The organism is Pseudomonas sp. AD21 (assembly GCF_002878485.1).
Taxonomy (GTDB): domain Bacteria; phylum Pseudomonadota; class Gammaproteobacteria; order Pseudomonadales; family Pseudomonadaceae; genus Aquipseudomonas.
Window position 1 is genome coordinate 36,039 of sequence record NZ_NQYG01000001.1, and the last position, 23,257, is coordinate 59,295.

At 63.0% G+C, this 23,257-nt stretch carries 10 protein-coding genes; 6 read left to right on the forward strand and 4 right to left on the reverse strand.

Going from position 1 to position 23,257, the window contains the following annotated elements:
- Nucleotides 1-15 precede the first annotated feature (15 nt).
- Complete coding sequence (locus PseAD21_RS00200; protein WP_102353984.1) at nt 16-13,014, reverse strand: non-ribosomal peptide synthetase; 12,999 nt, start codon at nt 13,012-13,014, stop codon at nt 16-18.
- A 369-nt stretch (nt 13,015-13,383) separates the two neighbouring features.
- Here PseAD21_RS00200 and PseAD21_RS00205 point away from each other — a divergent pair, with 369 nt between their 5' ends.
- On the forward strand, nt 13,384-13,938 hold the full coding sequence (locus tag PseAD21_RS00205) for an RNA polymerase factor sigma-70 (protein ID WP_102353985.1): 555 nt from the start codon (nt 13,384-13,386) through the stop codon (nt 13,936-13,938).
- Nucleotides 13,939-14,072: 134 nt separating this feature from the next.
- Here the strand turns inward: PseAD21_RS00205 and PseAD21_RS00210 are convergent, their stop codons facing one another.
- From PseAD21_RS00210 to PseAD21_RS00220, 3 genes are all read right to left on the reverse strand, one after another.
- A complete protein-coding gene (locus PseAD21_RS00210) occupies nt 14,073-15,086 on the reverse strand; it encodes a GNAT family N-acetyltransferase (RefSeq protein ID WP_102353986.1) in 1,014 nt (337 codons plus the stop codon).
- A gap of 83 nt (nt 15,087-15,169) precedes the next feature.
- Nucleotides 15,170-15,967, reverse strand: coding sequence for an ABC transporter substrate-binding protein (locus tag PseAD21_RS00215; RefSeq protein ID WP_102353987.1), 798 nt, complete (start codon nt 15,965-15,967; stop codon nt 15,170-15,172).
- Nucleotides 15,968-16,059: 92 nt separating this feature from the next.
- Nucleotides 16,060-16,683, reverse strand: a complete 624-nt coding sequence (locus PseAD21_RS00220; protein ID WP_102353988.1) for a TetR/AcrR family transcriptional regulator — start codon at nt 16,681-16,683, stop codon at nt 16,060-16,062.
- Between the two features lie 183 nt (nt 16,684-16,866).
- On the opposite strand from PseAD21_RS00220, the gene PseAD21_RS00225 reads away from it, so the two are divergent.
- Genes PseAD21_RS00225 through PseAD21_RS00245 form a run of 5 tightly spaced genes read left to right on the forward strand, consistent with a single transcriptional unit; the run spans nt 16,867 to nt 23,141 of the window.
- The gene (locus PseAD21_RS00225; RefSeq protein ID WP_102353989.1) at nt 16,867-18,657 is read left to right on the forward strand and encodes an acyclic terpene utilization AtuA family protein; all 1,791 of its coding nucleotides are present in this window, start codon (nt 16,867-16,869) and stop codon (nt 18,655-18,657) included.
- Between the two features lie 12 nt (nt 18,658-18,669).
- Nucleotides 18,670-19,539 carry an SDR family oxidoreductase gene (locus tag PseAD21_RS00230; RefSeq protein WP_102353990.1) on the forward strand — a complete coding sequence of 290 codons (870 nt, stop codon included), beginning with the start codon at nt 18,670-18,672 and terminating at the stop codon, nt 19,537-19,539.
- 3 nt (nt 19,540-19,542) lie between these two features.
- The gene (gene atuC, locus PseAD21_RS00235; protein ID WP_102353991.1) at nt 19,543-21,159 is read left to right on the forward strand and encodes a geranyl-CoA carboxylase subunit beta; all 1,617 of its coding nucleotides are present in this window, start codon (nt 19,543-19,545) and stop codon (nt 21,157-21,159) included.
- Nucleotides 21,160-21,189: 30 nt separating this feature from the next.
- Nucleotides 21,190-22,347, forward strand: coding sequence for a citronellyl-CoA dehydrogenase (gene atuD, locus PseAD21_RS00240; protein ID WP_102353992.1), 1,158 nt, complete (start codon nt 21,190-21,192; stop codon nt 22,345-22,347).
- Entirely contained in the window at nt 22,344-23,141 is a 798-nt protein-coding gene (locus PseAD21_RS00245) for an enoyl-CoA hydratase/isomerase family protein (protein ID WP_102353993.1), read from the forward strand. Before atuD ends, PseAD21_RS00245 begins: the two co-directional genes overlap by 4 nt.
- The last annotated feature ends 116 nt before the right edge of the window (nt 23,142-23,257 follow it).

The window sequence follows — 23,257 nt, forward strand, 5'->3', positions numbered from 1 at the left end:
AACCGTTGACGGAGATTACAAGCCTTCCAGTTCCGCCATCAGATCATTCAACCGATCCGCCTTGTCCTCGGTGATGTCGCTGGCCGCAAAGCCCTCAATGTACTCGGCCAGTTCCTGCACCGTGCTGCACTCGAACATCGCCCGCAGCGGCACGTCGCGTTGCAGGGTTGTCTGTACCCGCGAGGCGATCTGCGTGGCGAGCAACGAGTGACCACCCAACTCGAAGAAGTTGTCGCGCACACCGACCTTGTCGACCTTGAGCACCTCGGCCCAGATGTCCGCCAGGGTCTGCTCCAGCTCGTTGCGCGGGGCCAGGTAATCCTGGCTCTGCAACTGGCCGATCTCCAGCGTCGGCAGGGCCTTGCGGTCGAGTTTGCCGTTGGCGTTGTGCGGCAACTGATCCAGCCACAGCCAGTGCAGCGGCACCATGTACTCAGGCAGTTCGCTGCGCAGGCGTTGCTTGATCCGCTCCAGGCGTTCGCTCGGACTCAGCGCGGTGTCGGCCGCGACGAGGTAGCCGACCAAGTGCTTGCCATTGACCCCTTCCTGCACGCCGACCGCCGCATCGCGGACTTCCGGTTGCTCGTGCAGACGCGCCTCGATTTCGCCCAGTTCGATGCGGTAACCGCGAATCTTCACCTGATGGTCAACGCGGCCGACGTATTCCAGCACCCCGTCACTGCGACGACGCGCCAGGTCACCGGTGCGATACAGACGTTCGCCCGGCGCGCCGAACGGGTTCGGCACAAACACCGGCGCGGTGCGCAGCGGATCGCTGACGTAACCGCGACCGACGCCGGTACCGGCCACGCACAACTCACCCACCGCGCCTAGCGGCACCAGTTCCAGCGCACCATCGACCAGGTACAGCACGTTGTTGTCGGTCGGCGTACCGATCGGCAAGTAGCTGCCGCGAGTCGAGGCCAGATCGACGCGGAAGAACGCCACGTCATCGGAACATTCTGCCGGGCCGTAGGCGTTGACCAGACCGATCTGCGGATAACGCAGCAGCCACTGGTGCGCCAGTTCCGGCGGCATCGCTTCGCCGGTCGGCAGCATCCAGCGCAGGCCCTCGAGGCTCAGGCGCTCAGCGGCAAGCATGCCCTGAATCAGCGACGGCACGCTCTCCAGCACGGTAATGCCTTGGGCTTGCACGTGCACCAGCAAACCTTGCGGATCGTGGGCGATGGTGTTCGGCACGATGTCCACTCGCGCGCCGAACAACGGCGCGGCGAGGAACTGCCAGACCGAAATATCGAAGCTTTGCGATGCGGTCTGCGCGATCACATCGGCGTCGCTCAAATCAAGGTACGGACGCTTGCTCAACTGGTTGTTGAGCATGCCGCGCTGCTCGACCATCACGCCTTTCGGCAAACCGGTTGAACCCGAGGTGTAGATCACATAGGCGAGGTTGTCCGGGCCACTGTAGATGCCCGGATTTTGCAGCGCCGTCGCCAGCGCCTGAACCTCTTCCCAGACCAACAGCCGTGGGCGGTTGGCGCAGCTGAATTCATCGAGCAAGGTCTGCGCCTGTTCGCGGCAGGCTTCAGTGCACACCAGCAGCGGCGTGCGGCTCAGTTCGATGATGCGTTGCAGGCGCTGGCTCGGCAGGCCCGGATCCAGCGGCAAGTAACCGGCACCGGCCTTGAAGCTGCCGATGATCATGCCCAGCAGGTCGAGGTTACGCTCCGCCAGCAACGCCACCGGTTGATCCATCTGCACACCTGCGGCGACCAGTGCATGGCCGAGGCGGTTGGCGTTGTGGTTCAGCTCGGCATAGTTCAGTTGCTGATCGAGGCAAGTGGCGGCGATGCGTTGCGGATGCGCGGCGACCTGCGTTTCGAACAGCGCAACGTAGCTTTGCTCCAGCGGATACTCGTGCGCGCTCTGGTTGCAACCGTGCAGCAGGAATTGCTGTTCATCAGAGCCCAGCAGCGGCAGCTCGGCCATGTCGCCATGGAAGCCATCGACCAGCGCCAGCAACAGCCGCTTGAACTCGCCGAGCATGCGCTCGATGGTCGATTCGTCGAAGTAACGCTGGTCATACGACAGATGCAGCCCAAGGTCATCGCCCGGGTAGCACACCGCCGTCAACGGGAAGTTGGTGTGGGTACGGCCGGAGTCCGAAGTCGCGTTGAGGCTCTGCGCGCGGTCCAGCACCGAGACTTCCACCGGCGCGTTTTCGAACACGAACAGGCTGTCGAACAGCGGCTGGCCTTTGGGCAGTTCGCTCTGCTCCTGAATGTTCACCAGCGGCAGGTATTCGTACTCGCGCAGTTGCATGTTGCTGTCGAGCAAAGCGCTCAGCCACTGCCGCACGCTGCTGCGTTGATCGTCTTCAGGCATTTTCACCCGCAGCGCGATGCTGTTGATGAACAGGCCGACGGTGCGTTGCATCTCGGGCATGTCCACCGGGCGCCCGGCCACGGTGACGCCGAACAGCACGTCGCGATCACCGCTCATGCGTCGCAGGACCAAGGCCCACGCCGCCTGGGCGAAGGTATTGATGGTCAATTGATGGGCTTGGGCCAATTCACGCAGACGCGCACCGTCCTCGACATTGAGGCGGGTGTAGCGGTCACCGACGATCATCCCGCCGCTTTCACCGGCGTGTTCCCGCAGGAACGGCCGGTCGCTCGCGATCGGCGTGGTGCGTTCGAAGCCTTGCAGGTTCTGCTGCCACCATTGGCGCGCCTCGGCCAGGCTCTGGCGTTGCAGCCAGCCGATGTAATCGCGGTAACGCGGCGGCAGCGACAACTGCGCTTCGCGACCTTCACCGAGGGCGGTGTAGATCTCGAAGAAATCGTTCATCAGCAGCGAACGGCACCAGGCATCGATCAGGATGTGGTGGTTGCTCATCATGAACCAGTAACGCGCGGCGCCAACCTTGATCAGGCGCAGGTGGAACGGTGGTTGATTGAGCAGATCGAAACCGGCCTCGCGCTCGTTTTTCAGCAGCGTTTGCAGCTGCGGTTCCTGCTCGATTTCGGCGACAGCGCTCCAGTCCAGGTACTCGATCGGCGTGCGTCCCGGGGTGTGAATCACTTGCAGCATGTCTTCGCCGACGTTCCAGCAGAACGACGCGCGCAACGCTTCATGACGGGCGACCACCGCTTGCCAGGCCTGGGTGAAACGCTCGGGATCGAGCTCGCTGTTGATGCGGTAGCGATCCTGCATGTAGTACAGGCCGGTGCCCGGTTCAAGCAGGGTGTGCAGCAACATGCCTTCCTGCATCGGCGTCAGCGGATAAACGTCTTCGATCTGCGCGGCTGGCACCGGCAACGCATCGAGTTGCGCCTGGGTCAGTTTCGCCAGCGGGAAGTCCGACGGCGTGAGGCCGCCGGCTGTGTCTTGCAGACAATGGGCGATCAGGCTTTGCAGTTCGCCGAGGTAGGTGTCAGCCAGCTCATCGATGGTCTGTGCGTCATATCGCTCGGCGCTGAAGGTCCAGCGCAGCAGCAGTTCACCGCCATACACCTGACTGTCGATGCTCAACTCGTTGGGCAGCGGCGCCTGCGGATCGTGGGCGGCACCGACCGGCTCATCCAGCGGACGGAACAGCGCATCGCTGCCGAAACTCTGGTCGAACTGGCCGAGGTAGTTGAAGGTGACCGGTGCGTTCGGCAACGCCGCCATGCTGCGCTGGCTGAGGTCATCGGCCAGATAACGCAGCACGCCATAGCCCAGGCCTTTGTGCGGCACATCGCGCAATTGCTCCTTGATCGCCTTGATCGAAGCGCCCTGCCCGGCAGCCTCTTCGATGTTGTGCGGGGTCAGGCGTAGTGGATAGGCACTGGTGAACCAGCCGACGGTGCGGGTCAGGTCAATCTCGTCGAACAGGGTTTCGCGGCCGTGGCCTTCCAGCTGAATCAGCGCCGACGGCTGACCGCTCCAGCGGCACAAGACGCGGGCCAGTGCGGTCAGCAGCAGGTCGTTGACCTGAGTGCGATAGGCGCGCGGCGCCTGTTGCAGCAGTTGCTGGGTACGCTCGGCATCGAGGCGCACGCTGACGGTTTGTGCATGGCGGTTCTGCCGTCCGCCCTGCGGGTTTTCGCATGGCAGTTCGGCGTTCGGCCCAGCCAGTTGCGTCTGCCACCAGTTCAGTTCTTCGCGCAGCGATTCGCTGCCGGCATAGGCCTGCAAGCGTGCCGCCCAGTCCTTGAAGGCACTGGTTTTCGCCGGCAGTTTCACCGACTGTTCGGCGTCGAGTTGGCGATACACGGTTTGCAGATCATCGAGCAGCACGCGCCACGAGACACCGTCGACCACCAAGTGATGGATCGTGATGAACAAGCGTTGCTGACCTTCGGGCCCATCGACCAGCAACGCGCGCATCAGCGGGCCGCTTTGCAGGTCGAGACTGCGCTGTGCATCGGCGAACAGCGCTTCGCACTTGTCCATCGCCGCCACACGCACCTGCCACAACACAGCGGCATCCGAGACCGGTTGATGCGCCGCCTGCCACTGACTGCCCACCTCAGTGAAACGCAGACGCAGGGCGTCGTGCTGCTCGATCACTGCCAGCAGCGCCTGCTCCAGACGATGCGGCTCCAGCGCCACGCTCGGCTCCAGCAACAAGGCCTGGTTCCAGTGCTGACGCTGCGGGATTTCAGTGTCGAAGAACCAGTGCTGAATTGGCGTCAGCGCCGACTCACCGCTGACCAGGCCTTGCTCGGCCGTCACTTGTTCGCTGCGGCTGGCGACGCCGGCGAGGGTCTGCACGGTCTGATGCTGGAAGAGATCACGCGGGCTGAAGTGGATGCCCTGCTGTCGCGCACGGCTGACCACTTGAATCGACAGAATCGAGTCACCGCCCAGTTCGAAGAAGTTGTCGTTGAGGCCGACCTGTTCGAGGTTGAGCACTTCGCACCAGATCTGCGCCAGGGCCTGTTCCAGCTCATTGCTCGGGGCGACGTAGTCCTGACGATTGAGCTCAGGGTCCGGCGCCGGCAAGGCGCGGCGGTCGAGTTTGCCGTTGGCGGTCAGCGGCATGCTCGCCAGCAGGATCAGGTGCGTCGGCACCATGTAGTCCGGCAGTAGCGTCTTGAGATGCGACTTCAGTGCTTCGCGCAGTTCGGCCTGTTGTGCTTCGCCTTGCTCGGCGACTTCGCTGACCAGATAGGCAACCAGTTGTTTGCCGCTTGGCGCATCCAGCGCCAGCACCACCGCTTCCCGGATCGAAGCGTGATCGAGCAGACGGGTTTCAATCTCGCCCAACTCGATACGGAAACCGCGAATCTTCACCTGATGGTCGATCCGCCCCAGGTATTCCACCAGCCCATCGGCACGCTGGCGCACCAGGTCGCCGGTGCGGTACATGCGCCCGCCATTGCCGGCAAACGGGTCGGCGACAAAACGCTCGGCGCTGATGCCCGGACGGTCGTGATAGCCCTGCGCCAGACCGGCACCGCCAACGAACAATTCTCCGGTTGCGCCTTGCGGCACCAGCGCCAGATCGGCATCGAGAATGTACGCCACACGGTCGCCGATCACGCTGCCGATCGGCACACTGCCGGCCCCCTCTTCCAGCACCTCCGGCGCCAGACTGGCGAGCGGCATGACCACGGTTTCGGTCGGGCCGTAGGCGTTGAAGAACAGGCTCGGTTTGAACGCGGCGCGAATCCGCTGCAGGTGTTCGCCGGTCAGCGCTTCGCCGCCGGTGATGATCATCCGCACCGGCAGAATCTCGTGTTGCGTGGCGAGGAACTGCGCCAACTGGCTGCCGTAGCTCGGGGTGAAACCAAGCACGTTGATCCGGTGAGTACGGATCAAGCCGCAGATCTCTTGCGCGTCCCACTGCCCTTGCGCCCGCAGCACCACTTGCGCACCGCTGAGCAACGGCACCAGCAGACGCTCGGTGGCAGCGTCGAAGTTGATCGAATAGAAGTGCAGTTCGCAGTCATCCGCACGCATGCCGAAACGCGCAATCACCGCCTGGCAATGCATGGCGATTTCACCGTGAGACACCACCACGCCTTTCGGCTTGCCGGTGGAGCCCGAGGTGTAGATCAGGTAGGCCTGATGCTGCGGCAGACTGATGAACGGCAACTCGCTGGCCGGGTAATCGGCCAGCGCCGCGCTGTCCTCCTCCAGGCACCAGCGCGCCACGCTCGGCGGCAGATCGCCGAGGGCGTTGAACATCGCCCGATCACTGAGCAGAAGACCAATGCGGCTGTCTTCGATCATGTAGTGCAAACGGTCGAGCGGGTATTCCGGATCCAGCGGCACGTAAGCGCCGCCGGCCTTGAGAATCGCCAGCAGACCGATGACCATTTCCAGCGAGCGCTCCAGCGCCAGACCGACCCGCACTTGCGGACCTACGCCGCGTTCACGCAAGGCCCAGGCCAGGCGATTGGCGCGGGCGTCGAGTTCGGCGTAGCTCAGGGTCTGCCCGGCGAACGTCAGGGCCGGCGCGTCTTTGCGTGCCAGCGCCTGCTCGGCGAACAGGTGATGGATGCACTGGTCGAGGCGATGCTCGCCCGGCTCGACACCAAGGCTGTCGAGCAGTTGCTGTTGCTCCGGGGCAGCCAGCAACGGCAATTGGCTCAGGCGCTGCTGCGGATCGGCGATCAACGCTTCCAGCAGATTGCGCCAATGCCGGGCCATGCGCGCAATGGTCGGTTCGTCGAACAGGTCGGTGCTGTACGTCAGGCAGCAACCGAGGCGATGGTCGAGGTCGGTGACTTCCAGGTTGAGGTCGAACTTGGTCGCCCGCGCGTCGTTGGCCAGGTACTCGACGGTCATCCCGGCGAGCATGCGGCTCTGCTGGAATTCCCAGCGCTGCACGTTGCACATCACCTGGAACAGCGGGTTATACGCGGCGCTGCGCGGTGGTTGCAGGGCTTCAACCAGATGATCGAACGGCAGGTCCTGATGCGACTGGCCTTCGATGACGGTGTGGCGCACCTGCTCGAACAACTCGCCGACCGACATCTGGCCGTCGAGCTGGCAACGCAGCACCTGGGTGTTGAGGAACGCGCCGATCAGCCCTTCGCTTTCCGGGCGGATACGGTTGGCCACCGGTGCGCCGATACGCAGATCGGTCTGGCCGCTGTAGCGATAGAGCAAGGTGGCGAGCGCGGCGGTCATGGTCATGAACAGAGTCAGACCGTTTTGCGCGTTGAACGCACGGACACGGGCAGCGAGGTCATCACTGAGGTCGAAGCGCAACAGTTCGCCCTGATGGCTTTGCACGGGTGGACGCGGACGGTCGCCGGGCAGCTCCAGCAGTGGATGCTCGCGACCCAGTTGCGCAGTCCAGTAGTCGAGCTGACGCTGACGCTCACCGGACTCCAGCCAGTTGCGCTGCCAGACGCTGTAGTCGAGGTACTGCACCGGCAGCGGTTCCAGCGGCGAGTCGCGGTCATCGACGAACGCTTCGTACAACGCGCTGAGTTCACGGGCGAAGATATCCATCGCCCAGCCTTCGGTGACGATGTGGTGCAGGGTCAGGACAAAGTAATGCTCGTGCTCGGCGGTCTTCACCAGACACGCGCGCAACAACGGGCCGGCTTCCAGATCGAACGGCAGATGCGCTTCGGCGTCGGCCAGTTGTTGAACCTTTTGCTCGCGCACCTCTGCCGCGAACTTGGATAAATCCTTCCAGTCCATGCGCACGCCCGTGTCGGCATGCACCTGCTGCCGGGCAACGCCGTCGATGCTCGGGAAGGTGGTGCGCAGGGTTTCGTGGCGCAGGATCAGCGCCTGCAAGGCCGCCTCGAAACGCTCGACATGCAACACGCCACGCAGGCGCACCATGCCGCCGACGTTGTACGCCGGGCTGTCCGGCTCCATCTGCCAGAGGAACCACATGCGCTGTTGCGAGTACGACAACGGCACCGGTTGGCTGCGATCAACCTTGTCGATCGGCGGCTGTTTGTTGGTGCGGCCGCTGGCCTGAATCAGCCGGATCTGTTCGGCGAAATCACCCAGCTCACTGTGCTCGAACAAAGCGCGCAGCGGCAGCTCGACGTCACAGGCCTGACGGCTGCGCGAGATGATTTGTGTGGCCAGCAGCGAGTGTCCGCCGAGGGCGAAGAAGTCATCGCGCAGACCGACCTGTTTCAGGCCGAGCACTTCACGCCAGATCGCGGCGATCTGTTGTTCCAGTTCGGTGACCGGCTCGACGTGTTCGCGCACTTGCCACTGCGGTTCGGGCAATGCGCGGCGATCAAGTTTGCCGCTGGGGCTCAGGGGCATTTGTTCCAGACGCATCAGTTGCGCCGGGACCATGTATTCCGGCAGCTCGGCGGCCAGTGCGGTCTTCAGGCGGGCGCTCTGCGCGTCCTGATCTTCGTTGGCATCCAGCGCGGTGAAATAGCCGATCAGCTGCGCACCGGCGGCGGTTTCGCGCACCAGCACCACGGCTTGGGCGACGCCATCCTGGGCCAGCAGACGCGCTTCGATTTCTTCCGGTTCAACGCGCAAGCCACGCAGCTTGACCTGTTGATCGAGACGCCCGAGGTATTCGATCACGCCGTCCGAGGTCCAGCGTGCGCGGTCACCGGTGCGGTACAAACGTGCGCCCTGCTCGCCCAATGGATCGACAACAAAACGTTCAGCCGTCAGTGCCGGACGGCCAAGGTAACCGCGAGCGAGACCGATGCCGCTGATGCACAGCTCACCCGGCACACCGGCCGGTACGGGATTGAGATCGGCGTCGAGCACGCGGCAGATCACGTTGCCCAGCGGGCGGCCAATCGGCGAACGCTCGCCGTCGGCGCTGGTGCAGTGCCAGTGGGTGACGTTGATCGCGGTTTCCGTCGGGCCATAGCGGTTGTGCAATTGCACCGCTGGCAGTTGCGCCAGCACCCGGTTACGCAGCTCCGCCGGCAGCGCTTCACCGCCGGAGAATACCCGGCGCAGGCTGGTGCACTCAGCGCTCAGCGGTTCATCGATGAACAGCGAGAGCAACGGCGGCACGAAGTGCAGCGTGGTCACGCCGTATGTCTGAACCAGTTGGGCGATGCGATGCGGATCACGGTGCTCGCCCGGTGCGGCAATCAGCAATCGTGCGCCGGTGATCAGCGGCCAGAAGCACTCCCACACCGACACGTCGAAACTGATCGGCGCCTTTTGCATCAGCACGTCGGTGTCGTTCAGGCGATAAGTGTTCTGCATCCATTGCAGTCGTTCGGCCAATGCCGCGTGAGTGTTGCCGACGCCTTTCGGCTGGCCGGTGGAGCCCGAGGTGTAAATCACATAGGCGAGGTGGTCGCCGTGCAGGTGCAGACCCGGCGCCTGGCTCGGCCAGTTCTCCAGGTGCAGCGCATCCATGGCGATCACGCTGACGCCGTCGCTGGCCGGCAGACGGTCGAGCAATGCGGTCTGGGTCAGCAACAGTTCGACACCGCTGTCGCTGAGCATGTAGGTCAGGCGTTCGGCCGGGTATTCCGGGTCCAGCGGCACATAGGCACCGCCAGCCTTGATGATTGCCAGCAGACCGATCAGCAGTTGCGGCGAACGCTCGGCAGCGATCGCCACGCAGACATCCGGGCCGACACCTTTGTCGCGCAGGTAATGCGCAAGGCGGTTGGCCTGGGCGTGCAGTTCGGCGAAATCGAGGCTGCCGCCGTCCCACACCAGCGCGGTGCGTTCCGGGGTCTGGCGCGCCTGTTCGTTGAGCAGTTCCGGCAGCCATTGTTGCGCTGGGGTGCACGGCGCGACGCTCCACGCATCTTGCTGATCGTGCTCGCACGGAGTGAGCAACTGCAGATCGCCGATCGCTTGTAGCGGTTGCTCGCAGACGGCGCGCAGCAGGTTGCTGAAGTGTTCGGCCAGACGCTCGATGGTCGTCGCTTCGAACAACTCATCGGCGTAGTCGAAGGACAGGGTCAGGCGTCCGTTGCGATCTTCTTCACTGTGCAGTTGCAGGTCGAACTTGGCCTCGCGGCTGTGCCACGGCAGCTCTTCGGCGAGCAGCCCCGGCAGGCGTTTGAGCGCACTGAGGTCGCGCTGCTGGTGGTTGAACATGACCTGGAACAAACCCTGCTCACGCGCCTGCGGGAAGGCTTCGAGCAGTTGTTCGAAAGGCAGATCCTGATTCGCCTGAGCACCGAGTGCGGCCTCGCGGGTTTGCGCCAGCAACTCGACAAACGGCAGGCGCGAATCAACCTCGGCGCGCAGCACCTGGGTGTTGATGAAGAAGCCGATCAGGCCCTGGGTTTCCAGGCGCGGACGGTTGGCGTTGGGCACGCCGATGCGAATATCGCGCTGACCGCTATAGCGGTGCAGCAGGCTCTGGAACGCCGAGAGCAACAGCATGAACGGCGTCGATTGGTGCGCCTGGGCGGTCTGTTTGATCGCATCGCTGAGGCTGACACCGAGACGCACGCTGTGACGGGCGGCGCTGTGCACTTGCCTGGCCGAGCGCGGATGATCGCTGGCCAGTTCCAGCGCGCGATGTTCATCGCCCAGTTGCGCCTTCCAGTAGGCCAGTTGCCGCTCGCCCTCGCCTTGCGCCAGCCATTGACGCTGCCAGCTGCCGTAGTCGGCGTATTGGGTCGGCAGCGGCGCCAGTTCGGCGCGCTGGCCTTGGGATGCTGCGGCGTACAGGCGCGAGAACTCGTCGATCAGCACGTTCAGCGACCAGCCGTCGGCGATGATGTGGTGCAGCGTCACCAGCAACTGGTGATCTTCGTCGTCAAGACGCACCAGCGTCACCCACAGCAGCGGGCCTTTTTCCAGATCGAACCGGGTGCGGGCTTCGTCTTCGCGGATCTGTTGCGCGCGGGCTTCACGCTCATGGGCCGGCAGGTCGCTGATGTCGATCAGTTGCAGGTTGAATTCAGTCGCCGCCTCGACCTGTTGCAGCGCCACGCCGTCCTGCTCGAAGAAGCGCGTGCGCAGGGCTTCGTGGCGTTCGATCAACTGCTGGAAGCTGGCGCGCAGCGCATCTTCGTCCAGTTCACCACGCAGACGCAGAGCACCGGGGATGTTGTAGGCGCTGCTGTGCGGGTCGAGTTGCCAGGTGATCCACAGACGGTTTTGCGCCAGTGATTGCGGCAGCGCTTCCGTGCGCGGCAACGCAGTGATTTCGCCTTGGGCGCTGCCACCGTCCTGTTGCTGTTGCGCCATGGCAGCGGCGAACGCGGCCAGGGTCGGCGCTTCGAACAGCAGACGCAGGTTCAGCTCCAGGCCCAGTTCTTCGCGCACCTTGGCGATCACCTGAGTAGCCGCAATCGAGTTGCCGCCGAGGAGGAAGAAGTGGTCGTCGGCACTGACCTGTCTGACGTTGAGTTGCTCGGCCCAGATCTTGCCGATCAGGGCTTCCAGTTCGGACGCCGAGGCGCCTGAGTGTTCAGTGGATTTGCTGGCGGACGGAAACACCGCGTAGCTGTCGAGGCTGCCATCGGCCAGACGATTGCGGCAGGCCGAGCGCTGCAGTTTGCCGCTGGAGGTCTTCGGCAACGCGCCCGGATTGAGCAGCACCACCACGCTCGGCGCCTCTTGATACGCCTCGGCCACCGCCTGGCGAATGGCTTTGATCAGCGCATCGGGCGGGAGGATTTTCTGCACGCTGCGGCTGATTTCTGCGGCGATACCGATGCCTTCCTCACCGTCCTGACTGACCGCGAATGCCGCGACCCGGCCCTTGCGCACCACTTCCACTTCGCGCTCGACGGTTTGCTCGATGTCCTGCGGGTACAGGTTGTGGCCGCGCACGATCAGCATGTCTTTCAGGCGCCCGGTGATGAACAGTTCGCCGTCGCGAATGAAACCCAGATCGCCTGTGCGCAGCCAGGTCTGGCCGGCGTGCTGGACGAAGGTTTTGGCGCTGGCTTCGGGATTGCGCCAGTAGCCATGGGCGATGCTCGGCCCGGCGGCCCAGACTTCGCCGACCGCGTGGTCATTGAGTTCCTGCAGACTGGTTGGCTCCACGATCAGCACCGCGTGCTCTGGCTGGCTGACGCCGCAACTCATGATCGGGCTGCCATCGCCCGGTTCTGCGCGGTTTTGCGCCAGCGCCTGATCGTCCACGCGCAGTGCAGGAATGCCGGTGCCACGCGGTGTACCGGCAACGAACAGGGTTGCCTCGGCCAGACCGTAAGAGGCCATGAAACTGGTCTCGCTGAAGCCGCACGCGGTGAACTTCTCGGCGAAGCGCTCAAGGGTGTCGAGACGGATCGGTTCCGAGCCGGAATAGGCCACGCGCCAGCGGCTCAGGTCGAGACGCTCCAGCGCCGATTCACTGACGCGCTCGCTGCACAGACGGTAGGCGAAATCCGGGCCGCCGCTGATGGTGCCGCCGTATTCGCTGATCGCTTCCAGCCAGCGCAACGGCCGACCGAGGAAGTACGCCGGCGACATCAGGATGCACGGCACGCCGCTGAAAATGGGCTGGAGCAATCCGCCAATCAGGCCCATGTCGTGGTACAGCGGCAGCCAGCTGACGATCACGTCGTCGGGGTTCACGTCGATACCGAAACCGTGGCGGATCAGCAGCTCGTTGGCCACCAGGTTGCCGTGGCTGACCTGCACGCCTTTGGGCAGTGCCGTGGAGCCGGAGGTGTATTGCAGGAAGGCGATGTGATCGCCGGGCAATTCTGGTTCGACCCAGTTCTCGGCCAGTGTGCTGTCGAGCGTATCGACGCACAGCAACGGCGGTGCCCCTTCGATTTGCTGCAAGGCATCGCACAGGTCGGCGCTGGTCAGCAGCAGACGCGGTTCGGCGTCGGCAATGATCGACAGCAGGCGCTCCTGATGGTGACGCCGGGCGGACTCCGGCGGATAGGCCGGCACCGCGATCACCCCGGCGTACAGGCAACCGAAGAACGCCACGACGTAATCCGGGCCGCTGGGAAACAGCAGCACCGCGCGATCGCCGAATTCGGCTTCAGCCTGCAACGCGGCCGCGATGCTGCGGGCACGCTGATCGAGTTCGCGATAACTGAGTACCACAGCCTGCTCTGGGTTTTCGGCGAGAAAACGCAAGGCCAGTTGATCCGGCGTCAGGGCCGCGCGGCGCTGGAGGGCTTGGACCAGGGTGCTGGGGAGTTCGAACGCGTCGGTCATGAGGTTTCCTGCCTGAATTCGGCTTGCTAATGGAATCGGGTTGCTGCGTCACGCCCCTCGAAGGGCATGCAGGGCGCGGTCTGTGCCGACCGCGCAAGGCTTCGGAATGCTGTCTGGCCGGGGTTGTGTACCCGGAACCATTCACCAATGAGAACGGATGACGTCTTGAAATAATTAGTCGCCCGGCCGGAGCGCCAATGGGACTGGGGTGTGGCGGCGTGTCGCAGTTCTCAGAACGCACCTTTGTGGCGCATTACTTCTCTTTCTCAATTGACAATCATTATCATTCAACATAATTTGTCGCTCGATGTGTAGGACGGCCCCGTCCCCCAGGCGTCCCACTAACCTATTGGCAGCAAGGTGATTTCCATGACGGAACAAGTATCCACAAGCAGGTGCGATTCACCGCTACTTCAGGCCTTTGTCGACAACCGACTGATTCTGGTGAAGATTGCAGCGCGCATTACCGGCTGCCGTTCACGCGCCGAAGACGTGGTGCAGGATGCGTTCTTCCGGCTGCAGTCGGCGCCACCGATCACCTCGTCGATCAAGGCGCAGTTGAGTTACCTGTTCCAGATCGTGCGCAACCTCGCCATCGATCACTACCGTAAACAGGCGCTGGAGCAGAAGTACTCGGGCCCCGAGGAGGAAGGGTTGAACGTGGTCATTCAAGGCGCTTCGCCGGAAACCTCGCACATCAACTTCTCGACTCTGGAACACATCGCCGACGCGCTGACCGAACTGCCCAGCCGCACCCGCTACGCCTTCGAGATGTACCGCCTGCATGGCGTGCCGCAGAAGGACATCGCCAAGGAACTCGGCGTCTCGCCAACCCTGGTCAACTTCATGATCCGCGATGCGCTGGTGCACTGCCGCAAGGTGTCGGGCAGTCGTGGGGATTCGGTGATCGCCGGTCGGCGGTAAGTTCTTAATTGGGCGTCAAGCCATTCGCGAGCAAGCCCGCTCCCACATTTGACCGGCATACAAAGGTCAATGTGGGAGCGGGCTTGCTCGCGAAGGCAGACTTGAAACCGCAATAGATCCCAAGTCTTGTCACCTCAAGCCAACTTGCACCGATCAAAAAACCGCTCACGCCCCAGAATCATCAACGCCGCGCGCTTGTGCGGGAAGTCGAATTCCTTTTCGCAGTGGAAGCACTGGTTGTGCATGTGGCCGATCATCTTCGCGTTGTCGGCACGCGGTTCGGCGACCACGCGCTGGGTGCGCGGATCATCCAGAAACAGGTAGTGCACCAGCGCCGACAACCAGCTCGCCACCTTGTGCGGGCCACGGTGATCCTCTTCCCCCACCAGCATGTGAATGCCGCGGTCGTAATTGTCGGCGTCGTAGAACGGCGCGATACGATCTTCCTTGGCCCAATAGGCTTCGAAATAGGCAAACGGCTGATCGTCGAAACAGCCGATCAACGTCAGGGTGTGCGGATCGGCATCGAGCTTGCTCAGGTAGTCGCGATGCTGCTCAAGACTGCCCTCTTCCTGCCAGAAACTGGCGACCCGCGGGCTGTTCTGCCAGCGGTTGAAACGCGCCAGATCCTGCTCGATCTCCACCGTACGCAGGGAAATCCACGCGCCCAGACGCGCATCGAAACGTCGATAGACCTCACCGCGCGGTTTCACCGGGCGCAGCGGGTGGCGCTTGCCACTGCTGATCACCATTTGTTGCGGGTAGGCGCCACTCAGTGAAGTACCGAGCCATGGCTGTGGCAGTTGCCAGAACAGCGTACGCTCGCAGCGATATTCGCCGGCCACCTCGGTGCTGACCAGCAGACCGCTGAGCAAGGCTTCGGTGGGTGGCTGATCCAGTTGCCAAATCAATTGCTGGCGCGCCGGCTCGCGGGCGAACAACCAATAACAGGCCGCCCACAGCGCCAGGCCTGGCGGCAAGGCAAAACGCTCATCGAGCTGAATCGGGCCGTTACCTTCACGGTCCAGACGCAGGCGAATCAGCGGTTGCCCATCCAGGCTCAGGCTCAGACGGCTTTCAGTTGCATCGGCTATCAGTTGGCTGCCCGAAGGCAGGGCCAGGGCAGTCAGGTCATTCAGATTGGACATGGGGCGGGCTCACGATAATCGTCGACAGTTCAACGATGGGACGTGAGCCGAGAGCGAAAATTTAGCCGCCCGGGTGAAATCACTCAGTGATGCGGCACTGGCACCACGGCAATTTTGTAAGGGTCGAAGATCTTCAGCATCTGGCCGTTGTCGCGCAAACCCTGCAGCAACTTGCCGAATGCCTCGCCAGTGATCGGTGCGGTCGGACGCAGAATGGCGTAGTGGTGATAGATCTGGTCGATACGCTGCGACACCAACAGCTCGTCTTTAATCTTTTCATTGCGCTTCAGATAATCGAACAGATAAGAACGCGTCACCAAGGCAATGTCGGCTCGCCCGCGCAGCACCATCAGCAGGTTGCTGTCGTGGGAATAGGTCAGCGTTGCGTTGAACGTCTCAGCAAGGTATTTGGGATCGGCATTGAAGTTGGCGAACTCATAGTGATAACCGCTGTACAGCGCCAGGCGCTTGCCCTTGAGATCGGCGAAATAGTTCTCCTGCCGACCGTCTTTGCTTTGCGCGACGAAAATCTCGGCATCTTCCAGGCCCATGTCGACCGTGGTGTGTGGAATGTCCTTCCAGCCCCACTCCGGGTTTTCGAAAATCGCCATGTCGGTGCGACCTTCCTTCAGATCGCCGAAACGCCGGGGAATCGAGGTCGGTACCAGGACAAACTGATAGTCCGTCTGCAACGCATTCAGCGCTTCGACCAATTCCGGCAGCAGTCCGGTATCGGCACCGCTTTCCGGGCGGATGGTGTAAGGCGGAAAATGTGCGGCGCCCACTCGAACCTGTTGCGCCGCCTGCGCAGGCGACCCTGAAAATGCCGTCAGCGCGACGAGTACCAGACCCGTGGCCGTCCGAATTGGCGAAGACTTCAAAACACCCCACTCCCCGAAAAAATACCGATCAATGCATTCAAGCTAGGCGGTTTCGCCCAGTTAGCCAGTTTCCCGACCCGTTAGAAAGTGGGTCAGCGCTCTTCAAGCACCAGAATCAGCGCTTCATCGGCCAACTGGTCGAGGCTCAGACTGCCGCCGGCACGGAACCAGGTGGTGGTCCAGGACAACGCGCCAGTGAGAAAACGTCGGGTTATAAATACATCGCCACGGATGAACCCGATCTCCTTGGCTTCGCCCAGCACCTGCAGCCAGATATCTTCGTAAACATCACGCAGGGCCAACACTTTGGCCTGACCTTCTTCGGACAACGAGCGCCATTCGTAGACCAGCACCGCCATCGCTTCGCCGCTGCCGCCCATGATCGACTGCAATTCGCAACGGATCAGCGCCAGCACCCGCTCGCGCACACTGGTCGCGTCGGCCAGCGCGGCGCGCATCAGCGCGGTGTTGTAGCGGATGGTTTCTTCCATCACCGCCCGGAGGATTTCATCCTTGCTTTTGAAGTGATGAAAAATGCTTCCGGACTGGATCCCCACCGCCCCAGCCAGATCGCGCACGGTGGTGCGTTCATAGCCCTTGTTGCGAAACAGGTGAGCGGCCACTTGCAGCAGTTTGCCGCGAGCGCTGTCAGGGTCGGTCAGTTGGCCTTGGTCGACCAGTTCGCGCATGACCCGCAGGGCTTTTTGCTCGTCCACCCGTTCTCTCCTACAGTCGATCAGTCTGTTGCCCCCTGAACACGCAGGGTTGCGCGCAATTTAAGCCGCAGGCCGCGACCAAGCAAGCGCTTGGGCAGAAGATATTTCAGCTGTTTACAAACCAAGCGCTTGCTTGGTAGCCTCCAGACACTTCTGTCGCAGGTTCCTGAGTCGGAGATAACAATGCCAACCACCGTTCGCATCGGATGCGCCAGCGCATTCTGGGGTGACACCAGTACCGCCGCCGCGCAGCTTGTGGCAGGCGGGCGCCTGGATTATCTGGTGTTCGACTACCTGGCCGAGATCACGATGTCGATCATGGCCGGCGCCCGCCTGAAAGACCCGCAGGCCGGGTTCGCCGGGGACTTCATCGAGGTGCTCGCCCCGCTGCTGCCAAAATTGGCCGAACAGAACATCCGTGTCATCAGCAACGCTGGCGGAATCAATCCACAGGCGTGTGCCGCCGCTCTGCAAGCAATCTGCGACAAGGCCGGTGTGGCGCTGAAAATCGCCGTGCTGCTGGGCGATGACCTGCAACCGCAATTCAAGCAACTCGCCTCCCAGGGCATCCATGAGATGTTCAACGGCGCCCCGCTGCCGCCAATATGCGTGTCGACCAACGCCTACCTTGGCGCGCCTGGCATCGTCGAGGCATTGCGCCTGGGCGCCGACATCGTCATCACCGGGCGCGTGGTCGACAGCGCGGTGGTCAGCGCGGCGCTGGTGCATGAGTTCGGCTGGGCCTGGCACGACTACGACAAGCTCGCCCAGGCCGCGCTGGCCGGGCACATCATCGAATGCGGCGCACAATGCACCGGCGGCAATTTCACCGACTGGCGCGACGTGCCGGATTACGAACACATCGGTTTTCCCATCGTTGAAGTCAGCGCCGACGGCCAGTTCATCGTCAGCAAACCTGAAGGCTCCGGCGGCCTGGTGACGCCACTGACCGTCGGCGAGCAGATGCTCTACGAAATCGGCGACCCGCAGGCGTACCTGTTGCCGGACGTGGTCTGCGATTTCACCCAGGTCAAATTGCAGCAACAAGGCAAAAACGCCGTACAGGTGCACGGCGCCAAAGGCTTGCCGCCCAGCGACAAATACAAGGTCAGCGCCACCTGGCCGGACGGCTTTCGCTGCACCGCCAGTTGCCTGATCGCCGGCATCGATGCGGTGGACAAGGCACAGCGCGTGAGCCAGGCGATCATCGACAAGACCTCGGAGCTGTTCAGCCAACGTGGCTGGCTGCCCTACAGCGAAGTCGACATCGAACTGCTCGGCAGCGAAGCCACCTACGGCCCCCACGGTCAGCGCCGGGACAGCCGCGAGGTGGTGATCAAAATCGCCGTGCGCCACCCACAGAAACAGGCGTTGGTGCTGTTCTCCCGGGAAATCGCTCAAGCCGCCACCGGCATGGCGCCGGGGCTGACCGGCATCGTCGGCGGACGGCCGACGGTGTACCCGCTGATCCGTCTGTTCTCGTTCCTGATCGATAAAAGTGCCTGCACCCTGCAAGTCGACATGGCCGGTGAGCAGCACCCCTGCGCCCTGCCCGCGCAGGGGTCGCTCGACAGCCACGACCTGCCCACCCCCGACCAGCCGCCCAAACCCCAGGGCTGTGCCGACGCCAGTGTGCCGTTGGTGAAACTGGCGGTGGCGCGTTCCGGTGACAAGGGCGATCACAGCAACATCGGCGTCCTGCCGCGCCGGCCCGAATACCTGCCGTGGATCGCCGAAGCGCTGACCCCGGCAGTGATCGTCGACTGGATGCGCCATGTGCTCGACCCGATTCACGGCCGGGTCGAACGCTGGTATCTGCCTGGCACCCACAGCCTGAACTTCCTGCTGGAAAACGCCCTCGGTGGCGGCGGTGTCGCGAGCCTGCGCATCGACCCACAGGGCAAGGCCTTCGCCCAGCAATTGCTGGAAATCCAGATCCCGGTGCCGCAGAGCATCGCCGAACAACTCGACTAGAGGTTGGGCTTCATGGCTTACAAATCGATTTTCAAAGCCGATCTGTTCAGCGGCCAGACCGTCATCGTCACCGGTGGTGGCAGCGGCATCGGGCGCTGCACCGCCCATGAACTGGCGGCGCTCGGGGCCACTGTGCTGCTGGTCGGACGCAAGCCGGAAAAACTGCAAAAAGTCGCCGCCGAAATCACCGAAGACGGCGGCCGCGCCCACTGGCAAGCCTGCGACATCCGTGACGAAGAAGCGGTGAAGCAACGGGTCGCCGAGCTGATCGCCGAACACGGGCCGATCCACGGTCTGGTCAACAATGCCGGCGGCCAGTACCCATCGCCGTTGGCCTCGATCAATCAGAAAGGCTTTGAAACAGTGCTGCGGACCAATCTGGTCGGCGGCTTCCTGATGGCCCGGGAAGTGTTCAACCAGTCGATGAGCAAGCATGGCGGCAACATCGTCAACATGCTCGCCGACATGTGGGGTGGCATGCCCGGCATGGGGCACTCGGGTGCGGCACGTTCGGGCATGGACAACTTCACCAAGACCGCCGCCTTCGAATGGGGTCACGCCGGCGTACGGGTCAATGCGGTGGCGCCGGGCTGGATCGCCTCAAGCGGCATGGACACCTACGAAGGCGCGTTCAAAGCGGTGATCCCGACCTTGCGCGAACACGTGCCGCTCAAGCGCATCGGCACCGAGTCGGAAGTCAGCGCAGCGATCGTTTTCCTGCTCAGTCCGGCGGCGGCGTTCATCAGTGGCAGCACCTTGAAGATCGATGGCGCGGCCAGCCTCGGCAGCCGCGCGTGGCCGCTGCACAAGGCGAGCCACAGCGAGGCGTTCAACGGTTTCCATCGGGCGTACTTGCCCGACGTCCTCAAGGACAAGGAGTAAGCCATGCCGCAGATCCACTCCCAACTCGATCCGCACAGCGATGCCTTCGCCCGCAACCGTGCGGCGATGCTCACGGCCATCGAGCAAGTCCAGCAACTGGAACAGAACCTGCTGAACAAGGCAGCCGAAGCCAAGGGCAAATTCGACAAACGCGAACAACTGCTGCCCCGTGAACGCCTGAACCTGTTGCTCGACCCCGGCGCACCGTTCCTCGAACTGGCAAGCCTGGCCGGCTACAAACTGCACGACGACAAGGACGGCAGCGCCGCCGGAGGGGGTTTGATCGCCGGCATTGGTTACGTCTCCGGCGTACGGGCGCTGGTGGTGGCCAACAACAGCGCGATCAAGGGCGGTACGATTTCCCCCAGCGGCCTGAAGAAATCCTTGCGTCTGCAGCAGATCGCTCAGGACAACAAACTGCCGGTGATCACCCTCGCCGAAAGCGGCGGCGCCAATCTCAACTACGCCGCCGAAATCTTCGTCGAAGGCGCGCGCAGCTTCGCCAATCAGGCACGGATGTCAGCCATGGGCCTGCCGCAGATCACCGTGGTGCACGGCTCGGCCACTGCCGGTGGCGCGTATCAGCCGGGGCTGTCGGATTACGTGGTGGTGGTGCGTGGCAAGGCCAAGCTGTTTCTCGCCGGGCCGCCGCTGCTCAAGGCCGCGACCGGCGAAATCGCCACCGATGAAGAACTGGGCGGTGCCGAGATGCACGCGCAGGTCGCAGGCACCGCCGAATACCTGGCCGAGAACGATGCCGACGGTGTGCGCCTGGTGCGCGAGATCCTGCGCATGCTGCCGTGGAACGAACAACTGCCGTGGCTGCCGGAGCCGCAATACAAGGAGCCGCTCTACCCGATCGACGAATTGCTCGGGCTGATTCCCGACGACCCGAAAAAAACCTACGACGTGCGCGAAATCATTGCGCGGATCGCCGATGAGTCGGAGTTTCTCGAATTCAAGGGCGAGTTCGATCAACAGACCGTGTGCGGCCAACTGAAAATCCAGGGTCGCGCCTGCGGGCTGATCGGCAACAACGGCCCGATTACCCCGGCCGGTGCAAGCAAGGCGGCGCAGTTCATTCAGCTGTGCGACCAGAGCCAGACGCCGCTGCTGTTCTTCCACAACACCACCGGGTTCATGGTCGGCACCGAGTCCGAGCAGCAAGGCGTGATCAAGCACGGCTCGAAACTGATTCAAGCAGTGGCCAATGCACGAGTGCCTAAACTGACGATTGTCGTCGGTGGCTCCTACGGTGCCGGCAACTATGCGATGTGCGGGCGCGGTCTCGACCCCCGGTTCATCTTCGCCTGGCCCAACAGCCGCACGGCGGTGATGGGCGGGGCACAGGCCGGCAAGGTGCTGCGCATCGTCACCGAGGCCAAACAGCTCAAGGAGGGACTGGTGCCGGATCCGAAAATGCTCGACATGCTCGAACAGGTCACCGCGCAGAAACTCGACAGCCAGTCCACCGCGCTCTACGGCAGCGCCAACCTGTGGGACGACGGCCTGATCGACCCGCGCGACACCCGCACCCTGCTCGGTTACCTGCTGGATATCTGCCACGAAGCCGACATCCGCACGCTGCAACCCAACAGCTTCGGCGTCAGCCGCTTCTGACGGCCACGGATCCCAAGGAGAACAATAAAAATGATCTTCACCCCGGAACACGAAGCACTGCGCCGCACCGTCCGCCAATTCGTCGAACACGAGATCAACCCGCTCGTCGATGAGTGGGAAAAGGCCGGGCGTTTTCCGATCCACGAGATTTTCCGCAAGGCTGGCGACCTCGGCCTGCTGGGGATCTCCAAACCGGAAAAATTCGGCGGCATGGGCCTCGACTACAGCTACTCGATTGTCGCCGCTGAAGAGTTCGGCACCATCCATTGCGGCGGCATTCCGATGTCGATCGGTGTGCAGACCGACATGTGCACCCCGGCGCTGGCCCGCTTCGGTTCCGATGAGTTGCGCGAAGAATTCCTTCGTCCGGCCATCAGCGGTGAGCAAGTCGGTTGCATCGGGGTCTCGGAAGTCGGTGCCGGTTCCGATGTCGCCGGCCTCAAGACCACCGCGCGCAAGGATGGCGACGACTACGTGATCAACGGCAGCAAGATGTGGATCACCAACTCGCCGAGCGCCGACTTCATCTGTCTGCTGGCCAACACCTCGGACGACAAGCCGCACATCAACAAGTCGCTGATCATGGTGCCGATGAACACGCTGGGGATCAGCCTCAGCTCGCATCTGGACAAGCTCGGCATGCGCAGCTCGGAAACCGCCCAGGTGTTTTTCGACAACGTGCGTGTGCCGCAGCGCAACCGCATCGGCCACGAAGGCGCCGGTTTCATGATGCAGATGCTGCAGTTCCAGGAGGAACGCCTGTTCGGCGCGGCGAACATGATCAAGGGCCTGGAATACTGCGTCGACAGCACCATCGCGTACTGCAAGGAACGCAAGACCTTCGGCAACGCGCTGATCGACAATCAGGTGATCCATTTCCGCCTCGCCGAATTGCAGACCGAAATCGAATGCCTGCGCGCGCTGGTCTATCAGGCCACCGAGCAGTACGTGAAAGGCCAGGACGTCACGCGCCTGGCGTCGATGGCCAAGCTCAAGGCCGGGCGTCTCGGGCGCGAAGTCAGCGACAGCTGCCTGCAATATTGGGGCGGCATGGGCTTCATGTGGGACAACCCGGTGGCCCGTGCCTATCGCGATGTGCGGCTGGTGTCGATTGGCGGCGGCGCCGACGAAATCATGCTCGGGATCATCTGCAAACTGATGGGCATCCTGCCGGGGAAAAAGAAATGAGCACCCTGCCCGACTGCCAGACTTTGCTGCTCGAGCAACATGGCGGCGTGTTGCACATCACCCTCAATCGCCCCGACAGCCGCAATGCGATGAGCCTGCAAATGGTCGCGGAACTGCGTGCAGTGTTCGCGGCAGTACGTGAGGAGCGGCGGGTTCGCGCCTTGGTGCTCAGCGGCGCCAGCGGCCATTTCTGTGCCGGCGGCGACATCAAGGACATGGCCAACGCCCGCGCTCAGGGCGCTGATGCCTACCGCGAATTGAACCGCGCTTTCGGCGCTCTGCTGGAGGAAGTGCAGCACGCGCCACAAGTAGTGATCACCGTGCTGCAAGGTGCGGTGCTGGGTGGCGGGCTCGGACTGGCCTGCGTCAGTGATATCGCCATCGCCGATCATCAGGCGCAGTTCGGCCTGCCGGAAACCAGCCTCGGTCTGCTGCCGGCGCAAATCGCACCGTTCGTGGTGCAGCGCATCGGCCTCACCGAAACCCGCCGACTGGCGCTGACCGCTGCGCGCTTCGACGGCCATCAGGCGCGGCGTCTGGGGCTGGTGCATTTTGTCGAACAGGATCCGCAGGCACTGGCCGAACGCCTCGATGAGGTTCTGCAGCATGTGTTGTGTTGCGCACCGGAGGCGAATGCCATGACCAAGAAGTTATTGCTGGCCAGCGCCGGGCAACCGTCGAGTGAATTGCTGGACGAGGCGGCGCAGTGGTTCAGCGAGGCGGTGACCGGGGCCGAGGGGGTCGAGGGCACCATGGCTTTTGTGCAAAAGCGTAAACCGAAGTGGGCCGTTTAAAGCATCGCGAGCAGGCTCACGCCTACAAGGGGATTTGCGTCGTTCACAAAACCTGTAGGAGTGAGCCTGATCGCGATGAGGCCAGCACATTCACCGCCACAATTTCAGGAACAAGA